This is a genomic window from Enterobacter cloacae complex sp. 418I7 (assembly GCF_050030705.1).
Taxonomy (GTDB): Bacteria; Pseudomonadota; Gammaproteobacteria; order Enterobacterales; family Enterobacteriaceae; genus Enterobacter; species Enterobacter intestinihominis.
On the sequence record NZ_JBLGUU010000001.1, the window covers coordinates 4,201,722 to 4,224,927 of the forward strand.

Annotated in this window: 37 protein-coding genes, 1 tRNA gene and 1 rRNA gene; 6 read left to right on the top strand and 33 right to left on the bottom strand. The window is 51.0% G+C overall.

The window, feature by feature from the left end; all coding sequences use genetic code 11:
- Positions 1-3 precede the first annotated feature (3 nt).
- Both ACQG0S_RS20230 and ACQG0S_RS20235 read right to left on the bottom strand, forming a co-directional pair.
- Positions 4-79, bottom strand: a tRNA-Glu gene (locus tag ACQG0S_RS20230).
- A gap of 84 nt (positions 80-163) precedes the next feature.
- Positions 164-1,705 (bottom strand): 16S ribosomal RNA (locus ACQG0S_RS20235).
- A gap of 474 nt (positions 1,706-2,179) precedes the next feature.
- On the opposite strand from ACQG0S_RS20235, the gene ACQG0S_RS20240 reads away from it, so the two are divergent.
- The gene (locus ACQG0S_RS20240; RefSeq protein ID WP_032626749.1) at positions 2,180-2,734 is read left to right on the top strand and encodes a gamma carbonic anhydrase family protein; all 555 of its coding nucleotides are present in this window, start codon (positions 2,180-2,182) and stop codon (positions 2,732-2,734) included.
- Here the strand turns inward: ACQG0S_RS20240 and ACQG0S_RS20245 are convergent.
- The 6 genes from ACQG0S_RS20245 to dprA are packed head-to-tail and all read right to left on the bottom strand — an operon-like array spanning position 2,710 to position 6,493.
- Positions 2,710-2,958, bottom strand: coding sequence for a DUF1488 domain-containing protein (locus ACQG0S_RS20245; protein ID WP_032626752.1), 249 nt, complete (start codon positions 2,956-2,958; stop codon positions 2,710-2,712). The genes ACQG0S_RS20240 and ACQG0S_RS20245 overlap by 25 nt on opposite strands.
- A complete protein-coding gene (aroE, locus tag ACQG0S_RS20250) occupies positions 2,955-3,773 on the bottom strand; it encodes a shikimate dehydrogenase (RefSeq protein ID WP_023307090.1) in 819 nt (272 codons plus the stop codon). The genes ACQG0S_RS20245 and aroE overlap by 4 nt, the downstream gene beginning before the upstream one ends.
- A 4-nt stretch (positions 3,774-3,777) precedes the next feature.
- A complete protein-coding gene (gene tsaC / locus ACQG0S_RS20255; RefSeq protein WP_022649580.1) occupies positions 3,778-4,350 on the bottom strand; it encodes an L-threonylcarbamoyladenylate synthase type 1 TsaC in 573 nt (190 codons plus the stop codon).
- Positions 4,343-4,897 (bottom strand): DNA topoisomerase family protein, encoded by a 555-nt coding sequence (locus ACQG0S_RS20260; protein ID WP_023298754.1) that lies wholly within the window; start codon positions 4,895-4,897, stop codon positions 4,343-4,345. The genes tsaC and ACQG0S_RS20260 overlap by 8 nt, the downstream gene beginning before the upstream one ends.
- 26 nt (positions 4,898-4,923) lie before the next feature.
- Positions 4,924-5,397 carry a DUF494 family protein Smg gene (smg, locus tag ACQG0S_RS20265; RefSeq protein ID WP_000460665.1) on the bottom strand — a complete coding sequence of 158 codons (474 nt, stop codon included), beginning with the start codon at positions 5,395-5,397 and terminating at the stop codon, positions 4,924-4,926.
- Entirely contained in the window at positions 5,369-6,493 is a 1,125-nt protein-coding gene (gene dprA, locus ACQG0S_RS20270; RefSeq protein ID WP_032626756.1) for a DNA-protecting protein DprA, read from the bottom strand. The genes smg and dprA overlap by 29 nt, the downstream gene beginning before the upstream one ends.
- Before the next feature lie 127 nt (positions 6,494-6,620).
- On the opposite strand from dprA, the gene def reads away from it, so the two are divergent.
- The 5 genes from def to mscL all read left to right on the top strand — a co-directional run bounded on the left by def (position 6,621) and on the right by mscL (position 11,399).
- Complete coding sequence (gene def, locus ACQG0S_RS20275; RefSeq protein ID WP_006812188.1) at positions 6,621-7,130, top strand: peptide deformylase; 510 nt, start codon at positions 6,621-6,623, stop codon at positions 7,128-7,130.
- A gap of 23 nt (positions 7,131-7,153) precedes the next feature.
- Complete coding sequence (gene fmt / locus ACQG0S_RS20280; protein WP_048966152.1) at positions 7,154-8,101, top strand: methionyl-tRNA formyltransferase; 948 nt, start codon at positions 7,154-7,156, stop codon at positions 8,099-8,101.
- 52 nt (positions 8,102-8,153) lie between these two features.
- A complete protein-coding gene (gene rsmB, locus ACQG0S_RS20285; protein ID WP_026080642.1) occupies positions 8,154-9,440 on the top strand; it encodes a 16S rRNA (cytosine(967)-C(5))-methyltransferase RsmB in 1,287 nt (428 codons plus the stop codon).
- A gap of 22 nt (positions 9,441-9,462) precedes the next feature.
- Positions 9,463-10,839, top strand: a complete 1,377-nt coding sequence (gene trkA, locus ACQG0S_RS20290) for a Trk system potassium transporter TrkA (protein WP_003863337.1) — start codon at positions 9,463-9,465, stop codon at positions 10,837-10,839.
- 146 nt (positions 10,840-10,985) lie between these two features.
- Positions 10,986-11,399: a large-conductance mechanosensitive channel protein MscL gene (gene mscL / locus ACQG0S_RS20295; protein WP_003863335.1), complete on the top strand. Its 414-nt coding sequence runs from the start codon at positions 10,986-10,988 to the stop codon at positions 11,397-11,399.
- Here mscL and ACQG0S_RS20300 read toward each other — a convergent pair whose 3' ends face one another.
- The 25 genes from ACQG0S_RS20300 to rplV all read right to left on the bottom strand — a co-directional run bounded on the left by ACQG0S_RS20300 (position 11,400) and on the right by rplV (position 23,192).
- On the bottom strand, positions 11,400-11,615 hold the full coding sequence (locus tag ACQG0S_RS20300) for an alternative ribosome-rescue factor A (RefSeq protein WP_022649585.1): 216 nt from the start codon (positions 11,613-11,615) through the stop codon (positions 11,400-11,402). It lies immediately after the preceding gene.
- A 57-nt stretch (positions 11,616-11,672) separates the two neighbouring features.
- On the bottom strand, positions 11,673-12,098 hold the full coding sequence (gene zntR, locus ACQG0S_RS20305; RefSeq protein WP_003863328.1) for a Zn(2+)-responsive transcriptional regulator: 426 nt from the start codon (positions 12,096-12,098) through the stop codon (positions 11,673-11,675).
- Positions 12,099-12,100: 2 nt separating this feature from the next.
- Positions 12,101-12,469: a DUF1992 domain-containing protein gene (locus tag ACQG0S_RS20310; protein ID WP_032626763.1), complete on the bottom strand. Its 369-nt coding sequence runs from the start codon at positions 12,467-12,469 to the stop codon at positions 12,101-12,103.
- A gap of 107 nt (positions 12,470-12,576) precedes the next feature.
- Positions 12,577-12,960 carry a 50S ribosomal protein L17 gene (gene rplQ / locus ACQG0S_RS20315; RefSeq protein ID WP_001216368.1) on the bottom strand — a complete coding sequence of 128 codons (384 nt, stop codon included), beginning with the start codon at positions 12,958-12,960 and terminating at the stop codon, positions 12,577-12,579.
- A gap of 40 nt (positions 12,961-13,000) precedes the next feature.
- The gene (locus tag ACQG0S_RS20320) at positions 13,001-13,990 is read right to left on the bottom strand and encodes a DNA-directed RNA polymerase subunit alpha (RefSeq protein WP_002919219.1); all 990 of its coding nucleotides are present in this window, start codon (positions 13,988-13,990) and stop codon (positions 13,001-13,003) included.
- Positions 13,991-14,015: 25 nt separating this feature from the next.
- Positions 14,016-14,636: a 30S ribosomal protein S4 gene (gene rpsD / locus ACQG0S_RS20325; protein ID WP_003863314.1), complete on the bottom strand. Its 621-nt coding sequence runs from the start codon at positions 14,634-14,636 to the stop codon at positions 14,016-14,018.
- 32 nt (positions 14,637-14,668) lie between these two features.
- On the bottom strand, positions 14,669-15,058 hold the full coding sequence (gene rpsK / locus ACQG0S_RS20330) for a 30S ribosomal protein S11 (RefSeq protein WP_003863312.1): 390 nt from the start codon (positions 15,056-15,058) through the stop codon (positions 14,669-14,671).
- 16 nt (positions 15,059-15,074) lie between these two features.
- Complete coding sequence (rpsM, locus tag ACQG0S_RS20335; RefSeq protein WP_003863308.1) at positions 15,075-15,431, bottom strand: 30S ribosomal protein S13; 357 nt, start codon at positions 15,429-15,431, stop codon at positions 15,075-15,077.
- A gap of 146 nt (positions 15,432-15,577) precedes the next feature.
- A complete protein-coding gene (gene rpmJ / locus ACQG0S_RS20340) occupies positions 15,578-15,694 on the bottom strand; it encodes a 50S ribosomal protein L36 (RefSeq protein WP_000868187.1) in 117 nt (38 codons plus the stop codon).
- A gap of 31 nt (positions 15,695-15,725) precedes the next feature.
- Entirely contained in the window at positions 15,726-17,057 is a 1,332-nt protein-coding gene (gene secY / locus ACQG0S_RS20345; RefSeq protein WP_003863305.1) for a preprotein translocase subunit SecY, read from the bottom strand.
- A gap of 7 nt (positions 17,058-17,064) precedes the next feature.
- A complete protein-coding gene (rplO, locus tag ACQG0S_RS20350; RefSeq protein WP_014885468.1) occupies positions 17,065-17,499 on the bottom strand; it encodes a 50S ribosomal protein L15 in 435 nt (144 codons plus the stop codon).
- Between the two features lie 3 nt (positions 17,500-17,502).
- Positions 17,503-17,682, bottom strand: coding sequence for a 50S ribosomal protein L30 (rpmD, locus tag ACQG0S_RS20355; protein WP_003863301.1), 180 nt, complete (start codon positions 17,680-17,682; stop codon positions 17,503-17,505).
- A 6-nt stretch (positions 17,683-17,688) separates the two neighbouring features.
- Complete coding sequence (rpsE, locus tag ACQG0S_RS20360; protein WP_003863299.1) at positions 17,689-18,189, bottom strand: 30S ribosomal protein S5; 501 nt, start codon at positions 18,187-18,189, stop codon at positions 17,689-17,691.
- A gap of 14 nt (positions 18,190-18,203) precedes the next feature.
- Complete coding sequence (gene rplR / locus ACQG0S_RS20365; RefSeq protein ID WP_003863297.1) at positions 18,204-18,557, bottom strand: 50S ribosomal protein L18; 354 nt, start codon at positions 18,555-18,557, stop codon at positions 18,204-18,206.
- Positions 18,558-18,566: 9 nt separating this feature from the next.
- On the bottom strand, positions 18,567-19,100 hold the full coding sequence (rplF, locus tag ACQG0S_RS20370) for a 50S ribosomal protein L6 (protein ID WP_003863296.1): 534 nt from the start codon (positions 19,098-19,100) through the stop codon (positions 18,567-18,569).
- A gap of 12 nt (positions 19,101-19,112) precedes the next feature.
- A complete protein-coding gene (rpsH, locus tag ACQG0S_RS20375) occupies positions 19,113-19,505 on the bottom strand; it encodes a 30S ribosomal protein S8 (protein WP_006178918.1) in 393 nt (130 codons plus the stop codon).
- Positions 19,506-19,535: 30 nt separating this feature from the next.
- Positions 19,536-19,841 (bottom strand): 30S ribosomal protein S14, encoded by a 306-nt coding sequence (gene rpsN, locus ACQG0S_RS20380; protein ID WP_003863291.1) that lies wholly within the window; start codon positions 19,839-19,841, stop codon positions 19,536-19,538.
- A gap of 14 nt (positions 19,842-19,855) precedes the next feature.
- Entirely contained in the window at positions 19,856-20,395 is a 540-nt protein-coding gene (rplE, locus tag ACQG0S_RS20385; RefSeq protein WP_022649589.1) for a 50S ribosomal protein L5, read from the bottom strand.
- 14 nt (positions 20,396-20,409) lie between these two features.
- A complete protein-coding gene (rplX, locus tag ACQG0S_RS20390) occupies positions 20,410-20,724 on the bottom strand; it encodes a 50S ribosomal protein L24 (RefSeq protein ID WP_003863287.1) in 315 nt (104 codons plus the stop codon).
- Between the two features lie 10 nt (positions 20,725-20,734).
- A complete protein-coding gene (gene rplN / locus ACQG0S_RS20395) occupies positions 20,735-21,106 on the bottom strand; it encodes a 50S ribosomal protein L14 (protein ID WP_002919748.1) in 372 nt (123 codons plus the stop codon).
- A 166-nt stretch (positions 21,107-21,272) separates the two neighbouring features.
- On the bottom strand, positions 21,273-21,527 hold the full coding sequence (gene rpsQ, locus ACQG0S_RS20400) for a 30S ribosomal protein S17 (RefSeq protein WP_002438707.1): 255 nt from the start codon (positions 21,525-21,527) through the stop codon (positions 21,273-21,275).
- Complete coding sequence (gene rpmC / locus ACQG0S_RS20405) at positions 21,527-21,718, bottom strand: 50S ribosomal protein L29 (protein WP_003863282.1); 192 nt, start codon at positions 21,716-21,718, stop codon at positions 21,527-21,529. The genes rpsQ and rpmC overlap by 1 nt, the downstream gene beginning before the upstream one ends.
- Positions 21,718-22,128: a 50S ribosomal protein L16 gene (gene rplP, locus ACQG0S_RS20410; protein WP_002919759.1), complete on the bottom strand. Its 411-nt coding sequence runs from the start codon at positions 22,126-22,128 to the stop codon at positions 21,718-21,720. The genes rpmC and rplP overlap by 1 nt, the downstream gene beginning before the upstream one ends.
- Positions 22,129-22,140: 12 nt before the next feature.
- Positions 22,141-22,842, bottom strand: coding sequence for a 30S ribosomal protein S3 (gene rpsC, locus ACQG0S_RS20415; protein WP_000529945.1), 702 nt, complete (start codon positions 22,840-22,842; stop codon positions 22,141-22,143).
- A gap of 17 nt (positions 22,843-22,859) precedes the next feature.
- The gene (gene rplV / locus ACQG0S_RS20420) at positions 22,860-23,192 is read right to left on the bottom strand and encodes a 50S ribosomal protein L22 (protein WP_002919773.1); all 333 of its coding nucleotides are present in this window, start codon (positions 23,190-23,192) and stop codon (positions 22,860-22,862) included.
- Positions 23,193-23,206: the final 14 nt, after the last annotated feature.

The following is a 23,206-nucleotide window of genomic DNA, read 5'->3' on the forward strand; positions in this document are numbered from 1 at the left end:
AAGTGGCGTCCCCTAGGGGATTCGAACCCCTGTTACCGCCGTGAAAGGGCGGTGTCCTGGGCCTCTAGACGAAGGGGACGTACAGTCTCAATCGCAAGACGCCTTGCTATTTACTTTTCATCAGACAATCTGTGTGGACACTACAAAGGCAGGTTCTTTAAGGTAAGGAGGTGATCCAACCGCAGGTTCCCCTACGGTTACCTTGTTACGACTTCACCCCAGTCATGAATCACAAAGTGGTAAGCGCCCTCCCGAAGGTTAAGCTACCTACTTCTTTTGCAACCCACTCCCATGGTGTGACGGGCGGTGTGTACAAGGCCCGGGAACGTATTCACCGTGGCATTCTGATCCACGATTACTAGCGATTCCGACTTCATGGAGTCGAGTTGCAGACTCCAATCCGGACTACGACGCACTTTATGAGGTCCGCTTGCTCTCGCGAGGTCGCTTCTCTTTGTATGCGCCATTGTAGCACGTGTGTAGCCCTACTCGTAAGGGCCATGATGACTTGACGTCATCCCCACCTTCCTCCAGTTTATCACTGGCAGTCTCCTTTGAGTTCCCGGCCTAACCGCTGGCAACAAAGGATAAGGGTTGCGCTCGTTGCGGGACTTAACCCAACATTTCACAACACGAGCTGACGACAGCCATGCAGCACCTGTCTCAGAGTTCCCGAAGGCACCAATCCATCTCTGGAAAGTTCTCTGGATGTCAAGAGTAGGTAAGGTTCTTCGCGTTGCATCGAATTAAACCACATGCTCCACCGCTTGTGCGGGCCCCCGTCAATTCATTTGAGTTTTAACCTTGCGGCCGTACTCCCCAGGCGGTCGACTTAACGCGTTAGCTCCGGAAGCCACGCCTCAAGGGCACAACCTCCAAGTCGACATCGTTTACGGCGTGGACTACCAGGGTATCTAATCCTGTTTGCTCCCCACGCTTTCGCACCTGAGCGTCAGTCTTTGTCCAGGGGGCCGCCTTCGCCACCGGTATTCCTCCAGATCTCTACGCATTTCACCGCTACACCTGGAATTCTACCCCCCTCTACAAGACTCTAGCCTGCCAGTTTCGAATGCAGTTCCCAGGTTGAGCCCGGGGATTTCACATCCGACTTGACAGACCGCCTGCGTGCGCTTTACGCCCAGTAATTCCGATTAACGCTTGCACCCTCCGTATTACCGCGGCTGCTGGCACGGAGTTAGCCGGTGCTTCTTCTGCGGGTAACGTCAATCGACAGGGTTATTAACCCTGTCGCCTTCCTCCCCGCTGAAAGTACTTTACAACCCGAAGGCCTTCTTCATACACGCGGCATGGCTGCATCAGGCTTGCGCCCATTGTGCAATATTCCCCACTGCTGCCTCCCGTAGGAGTCTGGACCGTGTCTCAGTTCCAGTGTGGCTGGTCATCCTCTCAGACCAGCTAGGGATCGTCGCCTAGGTGAGCCGTTACCCCACCTACTAGCTAATCCCATCTGGGCACATCCGATGGCAAGAGGCCCGAAGGTCCCCCTCTTTGGTCTTGCGACGTTATGCGGTATTAGCTACCGTTTCCAGTAGTTATCCCCCTCCATCAGGCAGTTTCCCAGACATTACTCACCCGTCCGCCACTCGTCAGCGAAGCAGCAAGCTGCTTCCTGTTACCGTTCGACTTGCATGTGTTAGGCCTGCCGCCAGCGTTCAATCTGAGCCATGATCAAACTCTTCAATTTAAGTTTGATGCTCGTGAATTAAACTTCGTAATGAATTACGTATGTTCACTCAGAGACTTGGTATTCATTTTTCGTCCGAGGACGTTAAGAATCCATGTCACTTTGAGTGCCCACACAGATTGTCTGATAAATTGTTAAAGAGCAGTTGCGACGCGCTTCAGCGCTCTGTCGCGAGGTGGCGTATATTACGCTTTCCTCTTTCAGAGTCAACCCGTTATTTCAGGATTTTTTCTCTTCAACCGACCGGGTTGTCTGTGAAGTGATTCACATCTGCCGTGTCGATGGAGGCGCATTATAGGGATCCCAGTTTTTAGCACAAGTATTTTTTAGATCTTTTTTTCCAACTGATGATTTTCCGTGCTTTTCGCTGAAAACCCACCCGATCCGCTTAAAAATTGACGCATTTTGCCTTGCCTCGCTCCAGGAATACGATCAAAGTCTTCTTTAATAACGCTCATCTGTATCGAGGTAGATATGTTTGCAGTATTACGTCCTTATAAACATCTGTTCCCCCAAAAAGGCGATCGCGTGATGATCGATGCCAGCAGCGTGGTCATTGGTGATGTTCGCATGGCCGATGATGTCAGCATCTGGCCACTTGTCGCGATCCGGGGCGATGTTAACTACGTTGCAATCGGTGCACGCACCAATATTCAGGACGGCAGCGTGTTGCATGTGACTCATAAGTCATCTTATAACCCTGAGGGCAACCCGCTCATTATTGGGGAAGATGTTACCGTCGGCCATAAAGTGATGCTCCACGGCTGCACGATCGGTAACAGGGTTCTCGTTGGGATGGGATCGATTTTGCTGGATGGCGTCATTGTAGAAGATGACGTAATGATTGGCGCAGGGAGTCTTGTTCCGCAAAACAAGCGTCTTGAAAGTGGGTATCTCTATTTAGGCAGCCCGGTTAAACAGATCCGCCCCCTAAAAGAGACGGAGATCGAAGGATTGAAATACTCAGCGAACAATTACGTTAAATGGAAAAATGACTATCTGGATCAGGATAACCAGACCCAACCCTGATCGTCTTCCTGCTGATCGCGGATCAAATCGCTGGCATCCTCTTCCAGGTCCCAGCGATTTTCGCAAAAGACCGCTAACGGATCTGCCCCCCCAAAGCGCTGAAGCAACGTTTCCCCTTTAATCGCACAGGTAAGCTGCATACCATGCACCAGCACCGGGAAACAAACCGCTTGCTTGTTTTCATCCCAGATTTCTCTGTCGGGAAAATGAATCGCCTGATTCACGCCGTCAGTTCCTGTTTGAGCTTTTCAATCACCGGTTCTACAGCGGGTAACAGGCCATGCCAGAGTAGCACCGCATGAGCCGCCTGCCCCACCAGCATTCCCAGACCATCAGCCACGTGTTTTGCCCCCTGTTGCTCGCACCAGGTCAGAAAGGGCGTTTTCCCTTTTTGATAAAACATGTCATAGGCGTAGATGTGGGAATGAATCAGGGATGCAGGAATCGCCGGGATCTCTCCATTAATACCGCTTGAGGTGGCATTAATCACAAGATCAAATTCGTGACGCGCGAGATCGTCAGGTGCTACCGCAGCTACGCTGCCTGTGTGTGCGAACAACGCCGCCAGCTCTTCTGCTCTGGAGAAAGTACGGTTGGTGATTGTCACCGCACAATCCAGCGAAAGAAGAGGAAGCAATACGCCGCGCGAGGCGCCACCCGCGCCGATCAGCAGGATCCGAAAGCCTGGTTTAATAAACGACAATCGCTCCAGATCGCTGAGTAAACCAATCCCATCGGTGTTATCGCCCAGAAGGCGACCATCTTCAAGCCGCTTAAGAGTATTGACGGCGCCAGCGAGCGACGCACGTTCGGTCAGTTCATCCGCGCGCCCGAAAGCCTCTTCTTTAAAAGGCACCGTGACGTTCGCACCTTTACCACCCGCATCAAAAAAGCTATTCAGCGTCGGTATAAATGCATCAACAGGCGCAAGAACCCGACCATATGGGTGATCTATATGCAATTGCTCCGCAAACAGCCGATGGATCAGAGGCGACTTGCTGTGCGCGATCGGGTTACCAAAAACAGCATAGGTTTCCATCACATTATCCCTGGCGAAAACGTTCGCCGGTCAAGGCATCGCGAATTTCTGACGGGTTAAGACGACCACCGGTTTCACCCACGGCAACAGGGAAATCATTCCCGAACTGCGCCAGAACTTCTTCGGTTGTCCGACAAGGGGGAAGCCCGGTCAGGTTGGCGCTGGTTGAAACCAGAGGTTTACCAAATGCCTGGCATAACTCCACCACCAGCGGATGGTCGGTGACACGTACCGCGAGTGAATCGAAACGCCCGGTTAACCAGCGCGGCGTTGTCGGCTGTGCAGGAAAAACAAACGTCACGGGACCAGGCCACGCAGAGAAAATGGTTTCCCGCTGTGCAGGTGTCAGCATGGAATCATCAATATAAGGCTTAAGCTGCTCGTAGTTCGCAGCGATCAAAATCAATCCTTTTTCGACAGGCCGCTGTTTTAGCGCCAGCAGACGGTTAACGGCGACTTCGCTGTCAGGATCACACCCGACCCCGAAAACGGCTTCTGTTGGATAGGCGATGACTTCTTCTTTTTTCAGGATTTCCACCGCCTGCGCGATGGAGCCTGATGGCAGGTTATTATTCACTGATTTGATCCGCCGAAACCGGCTTTCCACATTGTTTACTGGCGCAAAAGCGTTTCAAGCCTTGCGCGGTTTTCTTCTCTATAAGTAACGGATAATCGCAATGAGAGCAGACGCCCGCTACTGGTTTGAAATTGATGACGAACTGGCATTCAGGATAGCGATCGCACGAATGGAAGGTCTTGCCATAACGAGAGCGCCGCTGCACCAATTGGCCACGCTGGCACTGAGGGCAGGCAATTGCTGTTTCATCTGGCTTATCAATTTGTTCCGTATGTTCACACTCCGGGTAGCGGCTGCATCCGATAAACATCCCGAACCGCCCCTGCCGCAGCGCCAGTTCACCGCCACAGAGAGGACAAAGCTGTCCCTCCAGAATTTTGACGATATGTCCATCCGCCTGGCTTTTCAGGGGACGGACATAATCACATTCCGGATAGTGTGAACAACCGAGAAACGGACCGTGTTTCCCGGACCGAATAACAAGTTCTGCCCCGCACTGTGGGCAGGGCTCGTTTTTATGCACCGTGAAGAGTGCTGATTTGGCCATAACAACTCTTGTTGCTGCACATAGAATTAATGCAGCATACCTTCATTCACTTCAAAGAGTAATTCTTCCATTTGCTGATAGGCATTTTCACAGCCTGGAATGTTGAACAGAACCATCAGGATCACCCATTTCAGATCTTCCAATTCAAACTCAGCAGTATCCAGCGCCATGACGCGCTCTATCACCATCTCTCTCGTTTCGAGGTTTAGCACCTGAATCTGCTCGAGGAATAAAATGAATCCCCGGCAGCTGGCATCCAGCCTTTCACACTCTTCAGCTGTATAGATGCGCACAGACAATGGGTCAGAAGCAAGCTGCATCGGTTCGGCGAGGCCGTCCTGATAATCAGCCAACTTATCCAGCCACATCAACGCATTATATATATCTTCCCGCTCAAAACCTGCGTCGGTCAGATCCCGTGTTAATTTGTCCTGATCCACCTGCATTTCTGCTTCGTTGTGGATGTAAGTCTCAAACAAATACATCAGTACGTCGAACATGGCATGCCCTCCTTAATCGGACATAGCCGCCGGGTACAGCTGCGATCCACCCTGCTAACTCCAGTTCGAGTAGCTGTGCTACCGTTACTGGCACAGGTTGGCCGGCACGTTCAGCGACAACGTCAACAGGTGTTACCTCATCTCCTACGTTAGCCAGGAGCTTGGGAAATGGCAATGCTACTGCCTCCTGATCCGATGAAATATGTCGCTTTTGGAGATCATCCTGCAACCAATGCAGTCCATACTGCAAATTTTCAAGGATATCTTCTTTGCAGGTCACCAGCGTCGCCCCCTGTTTTATCAGCCAGTGAGGGCCTTCGCAGCCGGGGTTCCCCAACGGGCCGGGCAGCGCAAAAACTTCACGCCCCTGCTCCAGTGCGCACCTTGCGGTAACCAGCGACCCACTCCGAATCGCAGCTTCGACCACCAGCACGCCCTGGCTTAACCCACTAATGATCCGGTTACGCCGTGGAAAGTTACCCGGTCTGGGCGGTGTTGAGAGTGAAAACTCAGACACTATTGCCCCCTCTGAAGCAATAAGTTGCTCAGCCAGAATATGATGACGACGCGGATAGAGACTAAAAAGACCATTGCCAAGCACGGCGACACTTCGCCCTTTTGCAGACAACGCCGCATGATGTGCTACACCGTCGATGCCGCAAGCCAGACCACTGGTGATCGTAAAGCCACATTGGGACAGCTGTTCGCTCAGCATTTTCCCCCAACGCTCGCCATACCACGAGGGCGCACGGCTGCCCACAACCGCAAGCTGCATGCTATTAAGCACGTCAACGCGGCCTCGCACAAATAGCGCCCCGGGAAAATCAGGGATAGAACGCAACAATGGCGGGAAGCGAGGATCATCCGCCGTGAGAAGGTGGTTGTCGGCGTGTTCCAGCCATTCCAGACTACGTTCAAGCTCACTCTCACTGAACGAAAAAAACTTTACGGCATGTTTGGGCGAAAGCCCTGACGCGTTGACAGCTTCAGCATCGACGGTTGCCTGGCGAAGCAGCCTCTGCGCAATCTCCAGCATCGCATCACCGTATAACGACCCGATGTTTATAAGCCGTAACCATATCTCTGTGGACGTCATCCTTTTCCCTGCCATAAGCAGCCTCAGCAATCTTTGCGATTGGTCACTGATGCTGTCAATCGACCGGGGATTTGTCTAGAATAGAAGTAATATTCTTATCAACTCCTGAACACGACTCTGGAAATTTATGGCAGTTTTGCAAGTGTTACATATTCCTGACGAGCGCCTTCGCATCGTCGCGGAACCGGTTAAAGAAGTGAATGCAGAAATTCAGCGTATCGTCGATGATATGTTCGATACCATGTACGCTGAAGAAGGCATTGGCCTTGCCGCGACCCAGGTAGACATTCACAAACGTATTATTGTGATCGACGTTTCTGAAAATCGTGATGAGCGCCTGGTGCTGATCAACCCTGAGCTGCTGGAAAAAAGCGGCGAAACAGGTATTGAGGAAGGCTGTCTGTCTATCCCTGAACAGCGCGCTTTGGTGCCACGTGCCGAAAAAGTTAAAATCCGCGCACTGGATCGTGACGGCAATCCGTTTGAGCTGGAAGCCGACGATCTGCTGGCAATTTGCATTCAGCATGAGATGGATCACCTGGTCGGTAAACTGTTTATCGATTACCTCTCACCTCTGAAGCAACAGCGTATTCGTCAGAAAGTTGAGAAACTGGATCGTTTGCGTTCTCGCGCTTAACGCCCCCGGATACAAGGAATAACGTGTCTACATCACTACGTATAATCTTCGCGGGTACCCCTGATTTTGCAGCGCGTCATCTCGACGCGCTGTTAACGTCTGGCCATCAGATTGTTGGCGTATTTACTCAGCCGGACCGTCCGGCTGGCCGCGGTAAAAAACTGATGCCTGGCCCGGTTAAGGTACTGGCAGAAACACATGGTTTACCGGTTTTCCAGCCTGCGTCATTACGACCTGAGGAAAACCAGAAGTTAGTGGCAGACCTGAACGCGGACGTGATGGTAGTTGTGGCTTACGGCCTCATTCTGCCGAAAGCGGTACTCGATATGCCCCGCCTGGGCTGTGTGAACGTTCATGGTTCTTTGCTCCCACGCTGGCGTGGTGCAGCTCCTATTCAGCGTGCTCTGTGGGCAGGCGATGCTGAAACTGGCGTGACAATCATGAAGATGGACGTAGGTTTAGACACGGGCGACATGCTGTATAAACTGGCGTGTCCCATCACCGCAGAAGATACCAGCGCCACGCTGTATGACAAGCTGGCGGATCTCGGCCCGCAGGGGCTGATTGAGACGCTGCAACAGCTTGCTGACAATACAGCGACACCTGAAGTGCAGGATGAGGCACAGGTGACCTATGCTGAGAAACTGAGTAAAGAAGAAGCCCGGATCGACTGGTCCCTGTCAGCAGCTCAACTCGAACGCTGCATCCGCGCCTTTAATCCATGGCCGATGAGCTGGTTGATGATTGATGAGCAGCCAGTGAAAGTCTGGAAAGCTTCAGTTATTAACGGCAATGCATCGGCAGAGCCCGGTACGATTATCGACGCCAGCAAAAACGGTATCCAGGTTGCGACCGGAGAAGGGGTACTGAATCTTGAATCGCTGCAACCGGCCGGTAAAAAGGCAATGAGCGCGCAGGATCTATTAAATTCTCGTCGTGAATGGTTCATCCCTGGCAATCGCCTTGCCTGAACAAATTTATTCTTAAGGCCCGGTGTTTCCGGGCATTTTTATTTTTACGGTTATGAAAAGACAAAATCTACGCACTATGGCGGCTCAGGCCGTTGAGCAGGTTATCGAGCAGGGCCAGTCACTGAGTAATGTCCTGCCTCCACTGCAACAAAAGGTTTCCGATAAAGACAAAGCCCTGCTTCAGGAGCTGTGCTTTGGCGTGTTGCGCACCCTCTCTCAGCTTGAGTGGTTGATTAACAAGCTGATGTCACGCCCGATGAGCGGCAAGCAGCGTACCGTGCATTATTTGATCATGGTCGGTTTCTACCAGCTTCTTCATACCCGCATTCCACCTCATGCTGCGCTGGCCGAGACAGTGGAGGGTGCCGTTGCGATTAAACGTCCTCAGCTAAAAGGATTGATCAACGGCGTGCTGCGTCAGTTCCAGCGTCAGCAGGACGAACTGCTGGCAGAATTTGCGCAAAGCGAAGCGCGCTTCCTTCACCCTGAATGGCTGCTGAATCGCCTTAAAAAAGCCTACCCACAACAATGGCAAGACATTGTGGATGCCAATAATCAACGTCCGCCGATGTGGTTACGCGTCAATCGTAACCATCATACACGCGACGCATGGCTGGCCCTGCTGGAAGAGGCCGGAATGAGCGGCTTCACACACGCTGCTTATCCTGATGCGGTTCGTTTAGCCTCCCCTGCACCGGTACATGCATTACCCGGTTTTGAAGAGGGCTGGGTAACGGTACAGGACGCATCTGCTCAGGGCTGCATGACCTGGCTTGAGCCGAAAGACGGGGAGCAGATCCTCGATCTCTGTGCGGCGCCAGGGGGGAAAACAACGCACATCCTGGAAGTGGCGCCGCAGGCCAGCGTGATGGCCGTGGATGTTGATGAGCAGCGCCTTTCACGCGTCTATGACAACCTTAAGCGTCTGGGTATGAAAGCACAGGTTAAGCAAGGCGATGGACGCAAACCCGCTGACTGGTGTGGTGATACCCGGTTCGATCGCATTTTGCTGGACGCCCCCTGCTCAGCAACCGGCGTGATTCGTCGTCATCCCGATATCAAATGGCTGCGTCGCGATCGTGATATCAAGGAGCTTGCCCAGTTGCAATCCGAAATTCTGGATGCCATCTGGCCGCATCTCAAACCCGGCGGAACCCTGGTGTATGCAACCTGCTCTGTTCTCCCGGAAGAGAACAGTCAGCAAATTGCGGCTTTCCTGAAACGCACCCCGGACGCTACGCTGCACGATACGGGAACGCCTGAGCACCCGGGTCTGCAAAACCTGCCGGGCGCAGAAGAGGGTGATGGCTTCTTTTACGCTAAGCTAATCAAAGAGTGATGTTGAGAACAGGTCACGAAAGATGAAAATTATCATTCTGGGCGCAGGGCAAGTTGGCGGAACGCTGGCGGAAAATCTCGTGGGCGAAAACAACGATATCACCATTGTGGATACCAATGGCGATCGCCTGCGCGTTTTGCAGGACAAGTTCGACCTCCGCGTTGTTCAGGGGCACGGCTCTCATCCACGTGTGCTTCGGGAAGCGGGCGCGGACGATGCCGACATGCTGGTTGCAGTAACCAGTTCTGATGAAACCAACATGGTTGCATGTCAGGTGGCCTACTCGCTTTTCAACACCCCAAACCGCATCGCCCGCATTCGCTCCCCGGACTATGTCCGGGATGCGGAAAAGCTGTTTAATTCCGAAGCAGTACCTATCGACCATCTTATTGCGCCTGAACAGCTGGTTATCGACAGTATTTATCGTCTGATTGAGTACCCGGGCGCGTTGCAGGTTGTGAACTTTGCTGAAGGGAAAGTAAGCCTGGCGGTCGTGAAGGCTTATTACGGGGGCCCGCTGATAGGTAATGCCCTGTCGACAATGCGCGAGCATATGCCACATATCGATACGCGTGTTGCGGCGATTTTCCGTCACGACAGACCTATTCGTCCGCAAGGTTCCACCATTGTAGAAGCCGGGGATGAAGTCTTCTTTATTGCGGCTTCTCAGCATATCCGTGCGGTGATGAGTGAACTACAGCGTCTCGAAAAACCGTATAAACGTATTATGCTGGTTGGCGGCGGTAATATTGGCGCAGGTCTGGCGAGACGGCTGGAAAAAGACTACAGCGTGAAGCTGATCGAACGGGATCAACAACGCGCGTCAGAGCTGGCTGAAAAACTTCAGAATACCATCGTGTTTTATGGCGATGCTTCGGATCAGGAATTGCTGGCCGAAGAGCATATCGATCAGGTTGATCTTTTTATTGCCGTCACCAACGACGACGAAGCGAATATTATGTCCGCCATGCTCGCTAAACGTATGGGGGCGAAAAAAGTTATGGTGCTTATCCAGCGTAAGGCTTATGTCGATCTGGTACAGGGTAGCGTAATTGATATTGCTATTTCACCCCAGCAAGCCACCATCTCTGCCCTGCTAAGCCATGTGCGTAAAGCGGATATTGTCGGCGTGTCATCTCTTCGTCGTGGTGTTGCTGAAGCCATTGAAGCCGTCGCTCACGGGGATGAAACGACGTCACGCGTTGTTGGTCGCGCAATCGATGAAATTAAACTTCCACCAGGCACCATTATCGGCGCAGTAGTGCGAGGTAATGATGTGATGATCGCCAATGATAATTTACGTATTGAGCAGGGTGACCACGTTATTATGTTCCTGACCGATAAAAAATTTATTACCGACGTCGAGCGTTTATTCCAGCCAAGCCCGTTCTTCCTGTAATGATTTGGGTGCTCAGACGAGGGCACCCAAATATTAACCTTCTAATTTTCATGCCTTTTATTTTTCATAACGATTATTTATCCCCAATGGCAATTAGCTAATCATTTGTTAAACTTATAGGCGTCAGCTGGCACAAGGAGAACATAATGAGTTTTATTAAAGAATTTCGCGAATTTGCGATGCGCGGGAATGTGGTGGATTTGGCTGTGGGTGTCATTATTGGTGCGGCGTTCGGTAAGATCGTTTCATCATTAGTCGCCGACATTATTATGCCGCCGTTAGGACTGTTGATTGGAGGCATTGATTTCAAACAATTCGCCTTCACCCTTCGGGAAGCTCAGGGCGATATCCCTGCGGTTGTAATGCACTACGGCGTATTCATTCAGAACGTATTTGATTTCGTGATCGTGGCATTTGCCATTTTCATGGCGATCAAACTTATCAACAGACTTAACCGTAAAAAAGAAGAACCGGCTGCTGCCCCGCCAGCACCAACTAAAGAAGAAGTCTTACTGACTGAAATTCGCGATCTGTTAAAAGAGCAGAATAACCGCGTTTAATCAGGCGAGAGAAACAGAAAGGCCAGTGGTAAAAAAGCGATTAGCTTGCTTGCCACTGGCCTCCCAGTTACCACGTTGTGCATGTTTACCTTTACGCAAATAACTCCCTTTTCCCTTCTTGTTCTTCTCAACACGCTGTCTAAAAAGCGGGTCGTGAAGCAATGCTTCAATGGCGTTATCCTTAATTTGTCCCTTAGTATGCTGATAGCGGCTCATCATTTCTCCTGAGCATAGTTAATGTCGGCGGGAGTCTAGTCCGTGGCTGATAAAAAATCAACAACCCTGAGTTTCACTACTGGCGCCCTGTTCAAGGGCTTCCAGTATTGAGCAATAAACACTGCTGTGAGCAGTACCGCAGCACGCGTCATTCAGCCTTTGTAGAGATCGTTGCATGGCCTGCAGCTCCTGAATTCGTCCTTCAACTTCATCCAGCCGGGCCTGAACGATGCTTTTAGATTCCTGACACGTATGATGTTCAGGATCGATACGGATCGACAGCAGTTCACGGATCGACTCCAGCGTGAAGCCGAGTTGCCGGGCATAGCGGATAAAACGAAGGCGTTGCAAGTCGTTATCCGTATAAAGGCGAAATCCACCTTCTGTTCTGACCTCATGATCGATCATCTGCTGCTTTTCGTAGTAGCGGATAGTATCCGGCGTTACGTTAGCAAGCTTCGCAAGTTCACCTATGCGGTACATGGCTACTCCTTGTTTATTTTTTGCATTAACCTTTCACTGTACTCACCATGCAAAAAGTCAGTATTCATTCCCGTCTGGCGCAGTTTTATTTCGATGAGCGCTAATCGACGGCTGATTTCGGAGTACCGCGGGTCATTCTTATGAATGCCTTTAAGCAGATCGGCAAGCTCGACGGCTTCATTGCGTTGCTGAAGTTCAGGGGGTAAACAACCTGCGTTTTTCAGTAAGCGATAACCGGCCCGTAATTCAGGGGGAATGTGTGAATTATCGTCCAGCACCAGTGGCTCACCGCTACCGGGGAGATTTTCAAACTCGCCTTTGTTTTGGGCATCGCTAATATGGCGTTCAGCCCACTGATCGAGCAACCACATAATGAACTCCAGGGGATGAGCAGAAAAGATACAGACATTGTAGATAAGTGGAGATTCTGCGGATATAAAAAAACCCGCCGAGGCGGGTTTTTTTACGTTACTACAGATTACTCTGCAGCAGCTTCTGCTTTCTCTGAACGATCAACCAGCTCGATGTAAGCCATCGGCGCGTTGTCGCCTGCACGGAAGCCACACTTCAGAATGCGAGTGTAACCACCGGCACGGCTCGCGAAACGCGGGCCCAGTTCGTTAAACAGTTTTGCCACGATCTCGTTATCACGAGTACGGGCGAATGCCAGACGACGATTAGCAACGCTGTCAGTCTTGGCAAGAGTAATCAGCGGCTCAACTACGCGACGCAGCTCTTTCGCTTTAGGCAGGGTCGTCTTGATGATTTCATGACGAACCAGTGAACCTGCCATGTTGCGGAACATAGCCTGGCGATGGCTGCTGTTGCGGTTCAGTTGACGACCACTCTTACGATGGCGCATGACCTTATCCTTCTCAGTAAAACCTTAACCTGTGATCCGGTTACTCGTCAGCAATGCTTGCTGGTGGCCAGTTTTCCAGGCGCATGCCCAGAGACAGACCACGTGAAGCCAGCACGTCTTTAATCTCGGTAAGAGATTTTTTACCCAGGTTCGGCGTTTTCAGCAACTCAACCTCGGTACGCTGTACCAGATCACCGATATAGTGGATAGCTTCTGCCTTGAGGCAGTTAGCAGAGCGGACAGTCAATTCCAGATCGTCAACAGGGCGCAGCAGGATCGGATCGAATTCTGGTTTCTCTTCTTTCACTTCCGGCTGACGTACATCACGTAAGTCAACGAAAGCTTCCAGTTGTTCTGCCAGGATGGTTGCCGCACGACGAATCGCCTCTTCAGGATCGATTGTGCCATTGGTTTCCATTTCGATGACCAGCTTGTCCAGGTCGGTACGCTGTTCTACACGCGCTGCTTCAACATTGTAGGCAATACGCTCTACAGGGCTGTAGCATGCGTCGACCAGCAGACGGCCGATTGGGCGCTCATCTTCTTCCGAATGAATTCGGGCAGAAGCCGGCACATAACCACGACCGCGCTGAACTTTGATACGCATGCTAATAGCTGCGTTCTCATCGGTCAGGTGGCAGATCACGTGCTGCGGCTTGACGATTTCAACATCACCGTCGTGGGTGATGTCGGCTGCAGTCACAGGGCCAATGCCAGATTTATTCAGAGTAAGAATAACTTCATCTTTACCCTGAACTCTCACCGCCAGCCCTTTCAGGTTGAGCAGGATTTCAAGGATATCTTCCTGAACGCCTTCTTTGGTGCTGTACTCATGAAGTACACCATCAATCTCAACCTCGGTCACCGCGCAACCCGGCATCGATGAGAGCAGAATACGGCGCAGTGCGTTACCCAGAGTATGGCCAAAGCCACGCTCTAAAGGCTCAAGGGTCACCTTGGCGTGCGTCGAACTCACTTGCTCGATATCTACCAGGCGCGGTTTTAGAAACTCTGTCACAGAACCCTGCATTGTGTCCTCTCTTTGGTACTAAGCTTTACTTGGAGTAAAGCTCGACGATCAGGTGTTCGTTAATGTCCGCAGACAGATCAGAACGCTCAGGCTGACGCTTGAACGTACCTTCCATCTTGCCAGCATCAACTTCCAGCCAGGTTGGCTTTTCACGCTGCTCAGCCAGCTCCAGAGCGGCTTTCACGCGAGATTGCTTTTTCGCTTTCTCACGAATGCTAACAACGTCATTCGCTTTAACCTGATAAGAAGCGATGTTAACAACACGACCGTTTACCATGATTGCTTTATGGCTAACCAACTGGCGTGATTCAGCACGAGTCGCGCCGAAGCCCATACGGTATACAACGTTGTCCAGACGACCTTCCAGCAGAGCCAGCAGGTTTTCACCTGTGTTGCCTTTCAGACGTGCTGCTTCTTTATAGTAGTTACGGAACTGACGCTCCAGCACACCGTAGATACGGCGAACTTTTTGCTTTTCACGCAACTGCACACCATAGTCAGACAGACGCGGTTTACGCGCACCGTGCTGGCCAGGAGCTTGTTCAATTTTACACTTGGTATCGATCGCGCGAACGCCAGACTTAAGGAATAAGTCGGTGCCCTCACGACGGCTCAGCTTGAGCTTAGGACCCAAATATCTTGCCATTTTCTATCTCCAACTAACCTAAAAAACGAGCGTTATACGCGACGTTTTTTCGGCGGACGACAACCGTTATGAGGGATCGGAGTCACATCAGTAATATTCGTGATGCGGAAACCAGCGGCGTTCAGAGCGCGAACAGTAGATTCACGACCCGGACCCGGACCTTTAACCATAACTTCCAGATTCTTGATGCCGTATTCTTTTACGGCTTCAGCGCAACGCTCTGCTGCAACCTGAGCTGCGAACGGAGTGGATTTGCGAGAACCACGGAAACCGGAACCACCGGCTGTTGCCCAACCCAATGCGTTACCCTGACGATCAGTAATAGTAACGATGGTGTTGTTGAAAGAAGCATGGATATGAGCCACGCCGTCAGAGACTTGTTTTCTTACACGTTTACGTGCACGAACTGGTGCCTTTGCCATTATTCAATCACCCCGATTATTTCTTGATCGGTTTGCGCGGACCCTTACGGGTACGTGCGTTGGTCTTAGTACGCTGACCGCGCACTGGCAGACCACGACGATGACGCAAACCGCGATAGCAACCAAGATCCATCAGGCGCTTGATGCTCATGCTGATTTCACGGCGCAGATCACCTTCAACGACAAATTTGGCAACTTCGTCACGCAGCGTGTCGATTTGTTCTTCAGACAGCTCACTGATCTTAACATCTTCAGCGATACCCGCTGCAGCCAGAATGGCTTTGGAACGGGTCTTGCCGACGCCGTAGATCGAAGTTAATGCGATCACAGCATGTTTCTGATCAGGAATGTTAATGCCTGCTATACGGGCCACTATGCACTCCTACTATTTAATATGTACGCACCATGCTGAAAAGCCCGTTTTCAGGATACTCAAATGGAAACGTACAGACATACAAAAGATTGGCTGGCTAATCTAGCCAGCTCAACCCAACTTTGCAAGAAAAATATGCGAAATAATCAGCCTTGGCGCTGTTTATGCTTCGGCTCGGCACTGCAAATCACACGGATGACACCATCACGCTTAACGATTTTGCAGTTACGGCATAATTTCTTGACGGAAGCACGAACTTTCATTTTTACTCTCCGTAACTTCTCAGACGACCATTTAGCGGCCGTAGCCTTTCAGGTTCGCCTTCTTCAATGCAGACTCATACTGACTGGACATCATCAGAGTTTGCACTTGAGCCATAAAGTCCATAATCACGACAACAACGATAAGCAGTGAGGTCCCACCGAAGTAGAACGGTACTTTCATTGCATCACGCATGAACTCCGGGATCAGGCAGATAAAAGTAATATAAAGCGCACCAACCAAAGTCAGGCGAGTCATTACTTTATCGATATACTTCGCCGTTTGCTCTCCCGGACGAATTCCTGGTACAAATGCACCGGACTTCTTCAGGTTATCTGCTGTTTCACGCGGGTTGAAGACCAACGCCGTGTAGAAGAAACAGAAGAAGATGATCGCAGACGCATAGAGTAACACATAAAGTGGTTGCCCAGGCTGCAAATACAGCGAAATTGTTGTCAGCCAGTTCCAACCAGTACCGCCCCCGAACCATGACGCGATGGTTGCCGGGAACAGAATAATACTGGAAGCGAAGATAGCCGGGATAACCCCCGCCATATTCACTTTCAGCGGTAAATGTGTGCTCTGTGCAGCATAGACACGACGACCCTGCTGACGTTTAGCGTAGTTCACCACAATGCGGCGTTGACCACGTTCAACGAAGACAACAAAGAACGTCACTGCAAATACTAATACTGCAACCAACAGCAACAGGAGGAAGTGCAGGTCGCCTTGACGCGCTTGCTCGATAGTATGGGCGATGGCCGGCGGGAGACCCGCAACGATACCGGCGAAGATAATGATTGAGATACCGTTACCGATACCTCGTTCAGTAATCTGTTCGCCGAGCCACATCAGGAACATGGTCCCTGTGACCAGACTTACAACAGCGGTGAAATAGAATGCAAAGCCTGGGTTTAATACCAGGCCCTGCATACCAGGCATATTCGGAAGACCGGTAGCAATACCGATCGACTGGAATATTGCCAGCACCAGAGTGCCGTAACGGGTGTACTGGCTAATCTTACGACGTCCAGACTCCCCTTCTTTCTTCAACTCTGCCAGGGCCGGATGAACGACCGTCAGCAGTTGGATAATAATCGATGCCGAAATGTACGGCATAATACCCAGTGCGAAAATAGAAGCACGGCTGAGAGCACCACCAGAGAACATGTTGAACATTTCAATGATGGTGCCTCGCTGTTGCTCAAGCAGTTTGGCAAGTACAGCGGCATCAATACCAGGGATCGGAATAAAAGAGCCAATACGGAACACAATCAGCGCGCCGATTACAAACAGCAGTCTGCGTTTCAGCTCGCCAAATCCACCTTTGGCACTTTGAAAATCTAATCCCGGTTGCTTAGCCATCTGCTACTTATTCCTCAATTTTACCGCCAGCAGCTTCGATAGCAGCACGAGCACCTTTAGTAACACGCAGGCCACGAACAGTTACCGGAGTAGAAACTTCACCAGACAGGATCACTTTCGCGAACTCGATCTGGATGCCGATAATGTTAGCCGCTTTCAGCGTATTCAGGTCTACAACGCCGCCTTCAACTTTCGCCAGGTCAGACAGACGGATTTCCGCTGTAATCGCTGCTTTGCGAGAGGTGAAGCCGAACTTCGGCAGACGACGGTACAGTGGCATCTGGCCACCCTCGAAACCGCGACGTACGCCACCGCCAGAACGAGAGTTCTGACCTTTGTGACCACGACCACCGGTTTTGCCGAGGCCAGAACCGATACCACGACCCAGGCGTTTACCCGCCTTTTTAGAGCCTTCGGCCGGAGACAGAGTATTTAAACGCATCTCTTACTCCTCAACTTTAACCATGAAGTAAACCGCGTTGACCATACCACGAACAGCAGGAGTATCCTCGCGCTCAACGGTATGACCAATACGACGCAGACCCAGGCCAAGCAGCGTTGCCTTGTGTTTCGGCAGACGACCGATTGCACTGCGGGTTTGAGTGATTTTAATAGTCTTTGCCATGGTCAATTACCCCAGAATTTCTTCAACGGATTTACCACGCTTGGCAGCGACCATTTCTGGAGAATTCATATTTTCCAGGCCATCAATAGTTGCACGAACCACGTTGATCGGGTTGGTGGAACCATATGCTTTAGCCAGAACGTTATGAACTCCAGCAACTTCCAGAACGGCGCGCATTGCACCACCGGCGATGATACCGGTACCTTCGGAAGCTGGCTGCATGAATACACGAGAACCCGTGTGAACACCTTTAACTGGGTGTTGCAGGGTACCGTTGTTCAGCGCGACGTTAATCATATTGCGACGGGCTTTTTCCATCGCTTTCTGGATCGCTGCTGGAACTTCACGCGCTTTACCGTAACCAAAACCAACGCGACCGTTACCATCACCCACTACAGTCAGAGCTGTGAAGGAGAAAATACGACCACCTTTAACGGTTTTAGATACGCGGTTTACCGCGATCAGCTTTTCCTGCAGTTCGCCAGCCTGTTTTTCGATGTGAGCCATCTTACACCTCTACCTTAGAACTGAAGGCCAGCTTCACGGGCAGCATCTGCCAGTGCCTGGACACGACCATGATATTGGAACCCGGAACGGTCAAAGGAAACATTGCTGATGCCTTTTTCCAGAGCGCGTTCTGCAACAGCTTTACCTACAGCTGCAGCGGCGTCTTTGTTACCGGTATACTTCAATTGTTCTGAGATAGCTTTTTCTACAGTAGAAGCAGCTACCAGAACTTCAGAACCGTTCGGTGCAATTACCTGTGCGTAAATATGACGCGGGGTACGATGTACCACCAGGCGAGTTGCACCCAGCTCTTTGAGCTTGCGGCGTGCGCGGGTCGCACGACGGATACGAGCAGATTTCTTATCCATAGTGTTACCTTACTTCTTCTTAGCCTCTTTGGTACGCACGACTTCGTCGGCGTAACGAACACCCTTGCCTTTATAAGGCTCAGGACGACGGTAGGCGCGCAGATCTGCTGCAACCTGACCGATCAGCTGTTTATCAGCGCCTTTCAGCACGATTTCAGTCTGAGTCGGGCATTCTGCAGTGATTCCGGCCGGCAGCGGATGCTCAACAGGGTGTGAGAAGCCCAGAGACAGGCCTACTGCATTCCCTTTGATAGCTGCACGATAACCTACACCAACCAGCTGAAGCTTTTTAGTGAAGCCTTCGGTAACACCAACAACCATTGAGTTCAGCAGGGCACGCGCGGTACCAGCCTGAGCCCATCCATCCACGAAACCATCACGTGGACCGAAGGTCAGAGCGTTATCTGCATGTTTAACTTCAACAGCTTTGTTGAGGGTACGAGTCAGCTCGCCGTTTTTACCTTTGATCGTAATAACCTGACCGTCGATTTTGACATCAACGCCGGCAGGAATAACGACCGGTGCTTTAGCAACACGAGACATTCTTTCCTCCGATTAGGCTACGTAGCAGATAATTTCGCCACCAAGACCAGCCTGGCGCGCTGCACGATCAGTCATAACACCTTTAGAGGTAGAAACAACTGCGATACCAAGACCAGCCATTACTTTTGGCAGCTCATCTTTTTTCTTATAGATGCGCAGGCCTGGGCGGCTGACACGCTGAATGCTTTCTACAACAGCTTTACCCTGGAAATACTTGAGAGTAAGTTCCAGTTCCGGCTTGGTGTCGCCTTCAACTTTAAAATCTTCGATAAAACCTTCTTCCTTCAGCACGTTGGCAATTGCCACTTTCAGCTTGGCGGAAGGCATGGTGACCGCAACTTTGTTCGCGGCCTGACCGTTACGGATACGGGTCAGCATATCCGCGATCGGATCTTGCATGCTCATCTGTCTTTACTCCCGTGATTCAATTGGTAATTACCAGCTAGCCTTTTTCAAGCCTGGTACTTCACCGCGCATGGCGGCTTCACGCAGTTTGATACGGCTCAACCCAAACTTGCCCACATAACCATGTGGACGACCTGTTTGACGACAGCGGTTACGCTGACGAGACGGGCTGGAATCACGCGGCAGAGACTGCAGCTTGAGAACCGCATTCCAACGATCTTCGTCGGAAGCGTTCACATCAGAAATGATCGCTTTCAGTTCAGCGCGTTTAGCGAAGAATTTATCAGCTAAAGCTACGCGCTTTACTTCGCGTGCTTTCATTGATTGCTTAGCCATTCAGTAACCCTACCTTACTTGCGGAACGGGAAGTCAAAGGCAGCCAGCAGAGCACGGCCTTCTTCATCAGATTTCGCAGTAGTGGTAATGGTAATATCCAAACCACGCACGCGGTCGACTTTATCGTAGTCGATTTCTGGGAAGATGATCTGCTCACGGACACCCATGCTGTAGTTACCACGACCGTCGAAAGACTTAGCGGACAAGCCACGGAAGTCACGGATACGTGGAACAGCAATAGTGATCAGGCGCTCAAGGAACTCCCACATGCGTTCGCCACGCAGAGTTACTTTACAGCCGATCGGATAGCCCTGACGGATTTTGAAGCCTGCAACAGATTTGCGTGCTTTGGTGATCAGCGGTTTTTGACCGGAGATTGCTGTCAGGTCAGCTGCTGCGTTATCCAGCAGTTTTTTGTCAGCGATCGCTTCACCAACACCCATGTTCAGGGTGATCTTCTCGACCCGAGGGACTTGCATGACAGAATTGTAGCTAAACTCAGTCATGAGTTTGTTAACTACTTCGTCTTTGTAGTAATCATGCAGTTTCGCCATCGTACTACTCCAAATTACTTGATAGTTTCGCTGTTAGACTTGAAGAAACGGACTTTTTTGCCGTCTTCGAATCTAAAGCCTACACGGTCAGCCTTACCGGTAGCCGCATTGAAGATTGCAACGTTAGAAACCTGAATAGCAGCTTCTTTTTCAACGATGCCGCCTGGTTGGTTCAGGGCCGGAACCGGCTTCTGATGTTTCTTAACCAGGTTGATACCTTCAACGACGAGTTTGCCGGAAGACAGAACATTTTTTACTTTACCGCGTTTACCTTTATCTTTACCGGTTAACACGATAACTTCGTCATCACGACGGATTTTCGCTGCCATGATTCGCTCCTTAGAGTACTTCTGGTGCCAGAGAGATAATTTTCATGAACTTCTCAGTACGAAGTTCACGAGTTACCGGCCCAAAGATACGCGTGCCGATAGGCTGCTCGCTGTTATTGTTTAAAATAACGCATGCATTACCATCGAAGCGAATGACAGAACCGTCAGGGCGACGAACACCCTTCTTGGTGCGCACCACTACCGCCTTCAGCACATCACCTTTTTTGACCTTACCACGTGGAATTGCTTCCTTGATGGTGATCTTGATGATGTCGCCTACGCCTGCGTAGCGACGGTGCGAGCCACCCAGAACCTTGATACACATTACGCGACGTGCACCGGAGTTGTCGGCGACGTTCAGCATAGTCTGTTCTTGGATCATTTTAGTGCTCCGCTAATGTCAACTACTACCTGAGACTCTAAAATCAGAGCCGTTAAAAAGCCCCATATCGAGGGCGCGGCATTATAACACCGCTTCTGCAATATGGGTAGAAAAAATAAACGGCTCATTGCTGAGCCGTTTATTCGTATTGAGAATGCGTACTCTATTACAGAACCGCTTTCTCTACAACGCGAACCAGCGTCCAGGACTTAGTCTTGGACAGTGGACGGCATTCACGGATTTCAACCTTGTCGCCGATACCACATTCGTTGTTCTCGTCATGTACGTGCAGTTTGGTCGTACGCTTGATGAATTTACCGTAGATCGGGTGTTTCACAAAACGTTCGATAGCTACAACAATGGATTTCTCCATTTTATCGCTAACAACACGACCTTGCAGAGTACGGATTTTATCGGTCATTACGCACCCGCCTTCTGAGTCAGTAAAGTCTTAACGCGCGCAACATTGCGACGCACTTGCTTCAGCAGGTGAGTCTGTTGCAGCTGGCCACTTGCAGCCTGCATACGCAGGTTGAACTGCTCACGCAGCAGGTTCAGCAGCTCAGCGTTCAGCTCTTCAACGCTTTTTTCACGCAGCTCTTTTGCTTTCATTACATCACCGTCTTAGTTACAAAGGTGGTTTTGATAGGCAGTTTCGCTGCTGCCAGGCCGAAGGCTTCACGGGCCAGCTCTTCCGGAACACCGTCCATTTCATAAAGGACTTTGCCCGGTTGGATCAAGGCAACCCAGTACTCCACGTTACCTTTACCTTTACCCATACGAACTTCCAGTGGCTTCTCGGTGATCGGTTTGTCCGGGAATACACGGATCCAGATCTTACCTTGACGCTTAACTGCACGGGTCATTGCACGACGTGCTGCTTCGATCTGACGTGCAGTCAGACGACCACGGCCAACAGCTTTCAGACCGAAAGTGCCGAAGCTAACATCCGTACCCTGCGCCAGACCACGGTTGCGGCCTTTGTGCACTTTACGGAATTTTGTACGCTTTGGTTGTAACATCAGCGACGCTCCTTATTTACGGCCTTTACGCTGCTGCTTTTTAGGTTGAGCAGCCGGTTTTTCCGGTTGTTCAACAGCAGCCATACCACCCAGGATCTCACCTTTGAAGATCCATACCTTAACGCCGATTACACCGTAAGTGGTGTGCGCTTCAGAGGTGTTGTAGTCGATGTCAGCACGCAGAGTGTGCAGCGGTACGCGACCTTCGCGGTACCATTCGGTACGTGCGATTTCCGCGCCGCCCAGACGGCCGCTAACTTCAACTTTGATACCCTTAGCGCCCAGACGCATTGCGTTCTGTACAGCACGCTTCATAGCACGACGGAACATAACACGACGTTCCAGCTGAGAAGTGATGCTGTCAGCAACCAATTTAGCGTCCAGTTCAGGCTTACGAACTTCAGCGATATTGATCTGTGCAGGAACGCCAGCGATATCCGCTACGACCTTGCGCAGTTTTTCTACGTCTTCGCCTTTCTTACCGATAACGATGCCAGGGCGAGCAGTGTGAATAGTCACACGGATGCTCTTAGCTGGACGCTCGATAACGATACGAGATACAGACGCTTTAGCCAGTTCCTTAGTCAGGTACTGACGTACTTTAAAATCGCTGTCCAGGTTGTCAGCGAATTCTTTGGTGTTCGCAAACCAGGTAGAGTTCCATGGTTTTACAATACCCAGGCGAATACCATTAGGATGTACTTTCTGACCCATTGCTAGTCTCCAGAGTCTCAGCGATCGGACACAACCACAGTAATGTGGCTGGTGCGCTTCAGGATGCGATCTGCACGACCTTTCGCACGCGGCATAATGCGCTTCATGCTTGGGCCTTCATCTACGAAAATTTTCGCGACTTTCAGATCGTCGATGTCAGCGCCATCGTTGTGTTCAGCGTTAGCAATGGCAGATTCCAGTACTTTCTTGACCAATACCGCAGCTTTCTTGTTGGTATAGGTCAGGATGTCCAGGGCCTGCGACACTTTCTTACCGCGAATCAGGTCAGCAACAAGGCGAACCTTCTGTGCAGAAGAACGAGCATGGCGATGTTGAGCTAAAGTTTCCATCTCTTCCTCCTACC

Coding starts and splice junctions, on each gene's coding strand:
- ACQG0S_RS20240 (WP_032626749.1), top strand. CDS start 2,180: ATGTTTGCAGTATTACGTCCTTATAAACATCTGTTCCCCCAAAAAGGC.
- aroE (WP_023307090.1), bottom strand. CDS start 3,773: ATGGAAACCTATGCTGTTTTTGGTAACCCGATCGCGCACAGCAAGTCG.
- ACQG0S_RS20260 (WP_023298754.1), bottom strand. CDS start 4,897: ATGGCCAAATCAGCACTCTTCACGGTGCATAAAAACGAGCCCTGCCCA.
- smg (WP_000460665.1), bottom strand. CDS start 5,397: ATGTTCGACGTACTGATGTATTTGTTTGAGACTTACATCCACAACGAA.
- dprA (WP_032626756.1), bottom strand. CDS start 6,493: ATGACGTCCACAGAGATATGGTTACGGCTTATAAACATCGGGTCGTTA.
- def (WP_006812188.1), top strand. CDS start 6,621: ATGGCAGTTTTGCAAGTGTTACATATTCCTGACGAGCGCCTTCGCATC.
- rsmB (WP_026080642.1), top strand. CDS start 8,154: ATGAAAAGACAAAATCTACGCACTATGGCGGCTCAGGCCGTTGAGCAG.
- trkA (WP_003863337.1), top strand. CDS start 9,463: ATGAAAATTATCATTCTGGGCGCAGGGCAAGTTGGCGGAACGCTGGCG.
- mscL (WP_003863335.1), top strand. CDS start 10,986: ATGAGTTTTATTAAAGAATTTCGCGAATTTGCGATGCGCGGGAATGTG.
- ACQG0S_RS20300 (WP_022649585.1), bottom strand. CDS start 11,615: ATGAGCCGCTATCAGCATACTAAGGGACAAATTAAGGATAACGCCATT.
- zntR (WP_003863328.1), bottom strand. CDS start 12,098: ATGTACCGCATAGGTGAACTTGCGAAGCTTGCTAACGTAACGCCGGAT.
- ACQG0S_RS20310 (WP_032626763.1), bottom strand. CDS start 12,469: ATGTGGTTGCTCGATCAGTGGGCTGAACGCCATATTAGCGATGCCCAA.
- rplQ (WP_001216368.1), bottom strand. CDS start 12,960: ATGCGCCATCGTAAGAGTGGTCGTCAACTGAACCGCAACAGCAGCCAT.
- ACQG0S_RS20320 (WP_002919219.1), bottom strand. CDS start 13,990: ATGCAGGGTTCTGTGACAGAGTTTCTAAAACCGCGCCTGGTAGATATC.
- rpsD (WP_003863314.1), bottom strand. CDS start 14,636: ATGGCAAGATATTTGGGTCCTAAGCTCAAGCTGAGCCGTCGTGAGGGC.
- rpsK (WP_003863312.1), bottom strand. CDS start 15,058: ATGGCAAAGGCACCAGTTCGTGCACGTAAACGTGTAAGAAAACAAGTC.
- rpmJ (WP_000868187.1), bottom strand. CDS start 15,694: ATGAAAGTTCGTGCTTCCGTCAAGAAATTATGCCGTAACTGCAAAATC.
- secY (WP_003863305.1), bottom strand. CDS start 17,057: ATGGCTAAGCAACCGGGATTAGATTTTCAAAGTGCCAAAGGTGGATTT.
- rplO (WP_014885468.1), bottom strand. CDS start 17,499: ATGCGTTTAAATACTCTGTCTCCGGCCGAAGGCTCTAAAAAGGCGGGT.
- rpmD (WP_003863301.1), bottom strand. CDS start 17,682: ATGGCAAAGACTATTAAAATCACTCAAACCCGCAGTGCAATCGGTCGT.
- rpsE (WP_003863299.1), bottom strand. CDS start 18,189: ATGGCTCACATCGAAAAACAGGCTGGCGAACTGCAGGAAAAGCTGATC.
- rplR (WP_003863297.1), bottom strand. CDS start 18,557: ATGGATAAGAAATCTGCTCGTATCCGTCGTGCGACCCGCGCACGCCGC.
- rplF (WP_003863296.1), bottom strand. CDS start 19,100: ATGTCTCGTGTTGCTAAAGCACCGGTCGTTATTCCTGCCGGCGTTGAT.
- rpsH (WP_006178918.1), bottom strand. CDS start 19,505: ATGAGCATGCAAGATCCGATCGCGGATATGCTGACCCGTATCCGTAAC.
- rpsN (WP_003863291.1), bottom strand. CDS start 19,841: ATGGCTAAGCAATCAATGAAAGCACGCGAAGTAAAGCGCGTAGCTTTA.
- rplE (WP_022649589.1), bottom strand. CDS start 20,395: ATGGCGAAACTGCATGATTACTACAAAGACGAAGTAGTTAACAAACTC.
- rplX (WP_003863287.1), bottom strand. CDS start 20,724: ATGGCAGCGAAAATCCGTCGTGATGACGAAGTTATCGTGTTAACCGGT.
- rplN (WP_002919748.1), bottom strand. CDS start 21,106: ATGATCCAAGAACAGACTATGCTGAACGTCGCCGACAACTCCGGTGCA.
- rpsQ (WP_002438707.1), bottom strand. CDS start 21,527: ATGACCGATAAAATCCGTACTCTGCAAGGTCGTGTTGTTAGCGATAAA.
- rpmC (WP_003863282.1), bottom strand. CDS start 21,718: ATGAAAGCAAAAGAGCTGCGTGAAAAAAGCGTTGAAGAGCTGAACGCT.
- rplP (WP_002919759.1), bottom strand. CDS start 22,128: ATGTTACAACCAAAGCGTACAAAATTCCGTAAAGTGCACAAAGGCCGC.
- rpsC (WP_000529945.1), bottom strand. CDS start 22,842: ATGGGTCAGAAAGTACATCCTAATGGTATTCGCCTGGGTATTGTAAAA.
- rplV (WP_002919773.1), bottom strand. CDS start 23,192: ATGGAAACTTTAGCTCAACATCGCCATGCTCGTTCTTCTGCACAGAAG.